This window comes from Endozoicomonas sp., from assembly GCF_031844845.1.
Classification (GTDB): domain Bacteria; phylum Pseudomonadota; class Gammaproteobacteria; order Pseudomonadales; family Endozoicomonadaceae; genus Endozoicomonas.
On the sequence record NZ_JAVRMB020000001.1, the window covers coordinates 1 to 4,000 of the forward strand.

Here is a 4,000-nt window from a genome sequence, read left to right on the forward strand (position 1 = left end):
TGGCAAAACTGGACACTATTCAGGTTCTGGCCGCAGGTGAAGAAGCACCCATGGCCACCACTCAACTGGTGGGTTCAATGGAAGTACTGGTACCCATGGCCGGACTCATCGACAAGGACAAGGAAATCGCCCGACTCAACAGGGAAATTGCCCGATTTACCAAAGAAGTATCCATCTTTGAGGGTAAGCTGAATAACGAGAAGTTTATCAGCAAAGCGCCTGCGGACGTGGTTGAAAAAGAGAAAGCCAAGCTGTCTGATGCCCAAACAGCAAAAGCCAAGCTGGAAGAGCAGCTTGAAGCCATCAAGGCTCTGTAAACTCTGATTTTTAATGATCGACAAGAAAGGCTGCAACCATTGCAGCCTTTCTTGTATTGGTCTTATGAAGCCATTGCACGACAGGTAGTACATCATTTCAATGAGGTTGACGGCCGAAGTAGGTTGGGTCGAGCGAATGCGAGCCCCAACAAGCTATCTGCAATCATCCTGCAATCATCGGTGAAATTGTTGGGGCTCACTCCGTTCGACCCAACCTACCGGCAGATGCCAGCCTGATAAATCTCACAAACCTGTTGTTCATTTCACAGGGATTTATCCAGCGATAACGCCAAATGAACTTATTCGCAACTAAAGTAATTTGTTGTAGTATGCGCCACCAATTTTTTCCGGGTAAAAGCAATTGATTACCGCTTCCTCCAATGCCTTATATACGGATCTCTCCTGCTATTACGACTTAATGTGTGCAGACATTAACTACCAGGCCCAGAGTGATTACGTACATCGGCAGCATCAGCTATTCGGCAATAAAGGAACAAAACATCTGGACCTTGCCTGTGGCACAGGACCTCATGTACGTCATTTTATCGATAAGGGTTATCAGAGCAGTGGACTGGACATCAATCAGCCCATGCTGGATATAGCCGGGCTGCGCTGCCCTGAAGCCGATTTTGTGTTACAGGATATGTGTGAGTTTGATCTTGAACAGCCTGTGGATCTTATTACCTGTTTCCTCTATTCCATTCACTACAGCAATGGTATTGAAAGACTAAAGTCCTGCATAGCGAGCGTACACGCGGCGCTGAACAAGGGTGGCTTATTCTGCTTTAATACCGTTGAGAAGAGTAAGATAAGCAACAGCTCCGTAGCGAGCCATACCGTTGATTATGATGACAGCCATTTTGTCTTCAGCTCCGGTTGGAATTACTGTGGCAGCGGAGACAAGCAGTCACTCAGGCTCAGTATTGAAAAGAACACGCCCCTGGAAAAACAGTTATGGCACGATGAACATCCTATGATTGCAATCAGCTTCGGAGAACTTCAGGAATTGTTATCACCCTGTTTTGAGGTTTATACCTTTGAGCACGATTACGAGAAAATCATCCCGCTGGGTGACCATTCTGGAAATGCTGTTTTTGTTTGCATAAAACGGTGCAAGATTTCTACGGAACATTAAGGTGCGGGACGATGCCGATAAGAACATTTATGGCTAGATAAATTACCGGGGCCTTTAGATATATAACCACAAACCCCATTTTCATTATCTCGAAGAGTGCATAGTCGCTTATCTAATGCTGAATAAGTCCTGTTTTTCAAAGTGTTTTTTCTGTTATCGTCTCTCCGCCATACAACGAGGCTTTCAGCCAGGGATTTACGCTCATTATTATCGTGATGTTTTTTAAGATGCCCAATAAAATTACTCACGTCCTGAAATATAAACCCCGCGAGTTCCTGATTATTTGTGGATTCGTTAACAGGATCCATCAACTCCCGGGAAGCGCAAATAGGGCACTGATATTTTTCGTTCGCCATTAGAGAATCATGACATTCAGAATCTGCCTTTACACTATTAGCTGAATTCACATTATTCGCCCTAAGCTTCTGATTTCCCTGTTCCATACGCTGGTACTTCTTTTCAAGCTCATCATTTATACTTACCTGATTGTTGCAGTATTTTTCAAGCCTGTTATTTACGCGACCCTGACGTTCGCGCTCATTTTCACGCTTCTTATATTGCCGCTGCTCTTCTTTCAAACGCTCCAGCTGACCTTTAAGCTCCTCATTATTGAGTTGATGACGTTGGCACTCATCTCTTAAGCGCGTTACCTTCCTCTCCAAGCGCACACCTTCAGACTGCACTCTTGCCAGCCCAGATTTCAGAAGCTTGCTCTCCTCTTCATGCTTCCCTAGCTCCTCTTTCATATACTCCAGCTGACTTTTAAAATACACATTATAGTTTTCATAACATCGATCCGTAGTTTTGCTGTCGATGAACTCTCCCCAACGCTCCTCGTTCAAACGACCCAACCACCGGTTAAACTTCACATTATTTTGTTGATAACGTTTGCACTCACCGCTTAAGTCCTTTACACCCCTGGTCCAGCGACTACATTCAGGCTGTACTATTGCCAGTTCAGCGCTCAGATTGATAACCGGCCGCTCTGCCTGTTCTCTTTCCTCATTGGCAAGGGCCAGCTTACTTCTCAGTTCAGGAGTGTCGTTAACCTGATTCTTCTCATTTAACATATCTATTGACTTTGTTCGCTTTTCGATCAGCATTGAGTTCGACTGATAGCCCCCATCCGTAGTTAACCCATTCCGCTCCTTTCCCGATGGTTGAGATAAACCATCTTGACGTGTGTCGGGAATGCCACAGGCTCCCACCGAACTGTCTCCGGAGATAGTTACGTCAGAGGGAGACAGAGTCCCGGCTTCAAGGGTAGGGCCATGTGGAAGCAGTGGTGAGAATGGCAACACACTCTCGTCTGAGAACAAGATGGGCGCTATGTTTCGGTTCAACACATCAGTGGGAGGCTGCCCCTCTCCTTCGGGAATATTGTTACCTGAACGAATATAGTTGTCTGGAGTCACTGTTGGTTCAGGAGAGCATCCTGAAAAAAAACAGTCCGAAGAAATTAAGTCGACGCCTGATTTACAATTAAAATTCATGATACATCTGATTAAATTGCTGACAAAAAGTTCAGCGTTAATTCAATTTTTTTACCAGTAAAATCCCGAAGCCCAAAAGAGGCCTGAAAGCAGGGCTCAGGCATCAACGGTTAGAGTTCGGTAGCCCCTGGAATCTGCAATGTACAGGCAAATCAATCATCAAATGAATGCCGTAAAAAACGAACATATACGCCAACAGGTGTTTAAAAATGACTATTTTGAAGAGTGCTACCAAAAAAACAGATTAAAAAGATTGCCGGTCAACAAACGCCAATGGTTCACCCTGCCTGCTTAAACCATTCTTCATGGCAATTCGCTGATTCTTTCGGCCCAGCAAACGGGCCTGCACCCAGCGCTCCCAGCGCAGTGCTTTCCAGGTATCCGCCTTCCAGGTCTTTTTGAACAGGTATTTGGCGGCGGCCACTGCATCCGGTGACTGTCCGCAAATGGTATGGGCCAACTGCTCTGCGGCGGTCATCGGGTCATCGGCCAGCCGACTGATCAAGCCATATTCATGCCCATCCTGTGCGCTGAACTTCCGCCCGGTCATGGTTAACTCCTGGGCAATATCGACCCGGGTCAGGCGGGACAGTGTTGCCATACCACTCATATCCGGAATCAGCCCCCACTTCATTTCCATAATGGACAAGTTAGCATCAGGCCGGGCAATACGATAATCCGTGGCCAGAATAATCTGCATGCCACCGCCAAAACAGTTGCCATGGATCACGGAAATCACCGGTATGGGCAAATCGCGCCAACAGTGAGCAATGTCCTGGGCAATATTCTTTTTAGTCCATGGCCACTTGAAAAAAACTCTGGCCACCATTCCGGGGTTTTTATTGACAGCCTGAAAATCCAGTCCCGCACAAAAAGACGCCCCCTTTCCAGACAAAATCACGCAGCGAATAGAACGATCCCTGCGAATCTTTTTTGCGGTAGCAATCATTTCATGGAACATGGCCAGATCAAGGCCATTATGTTTCTCAGGGCGGTTCATGGTGACATAGGCAATGTGCTCCCTTACTTCACAGAGCACACGGGATTGATCAGGC

3 protein-coding genes and 1 pseudogene are annotated in these 4,000 nt (G+C 46.4%); 2 read left to right on the forward strand and 2 right to left on the reverse strand.

From position 1 onward, the window contains the following. Together RM811_RS00005 and RM811_RS00010 are read left to right on the forward strand one after the other, a co-directional pair. Nucleotides 1–317 (forward strand): annotated as a pseudogene (locus tag RM811_RS00005) (valine--tRNA ligase); the annotation flags it as partial. Between the two features lie 418 nt (nt 318–735). After that, nucleotides 736–1,452: a class I SAM-dependent DNA methyltransferase gene (locus RM811_RS00010; RefSeq protein ID WP_402519389.1), complete on the forward strand. Its 717-nt coding sequence runs from the start codon at nt 736–738 to the stop codon at nt 1,450–1,452. Here RM811_RS00010 and RM811_RS00015 read toward each other — a convergent pair. After that, complete coding sequence (locus RM811_RS00015) at nt 1,449–2,867, reverse strand: hypothetical protein (RefSeq protein ID WP_402519384.1); 1,419 nt, start codon at nt 2,865–2,867, stop codon at nt 1,449–1,451. The genes RM811_RS00010 and RM811_RS00015 overlap by 4 nt on opposite strands. Nucleotides 2,868–3,189: 322 nt before the next feature. After that, nucleotides 3,190–4,000 (reverse strand): crotonase/enoyl-CoA hydratase family protein (locus RM811_RS00020; RefSeq protein ID WP_402519386.1); only part of this gene is annotated, 811 nt, incomplete at its 5' end.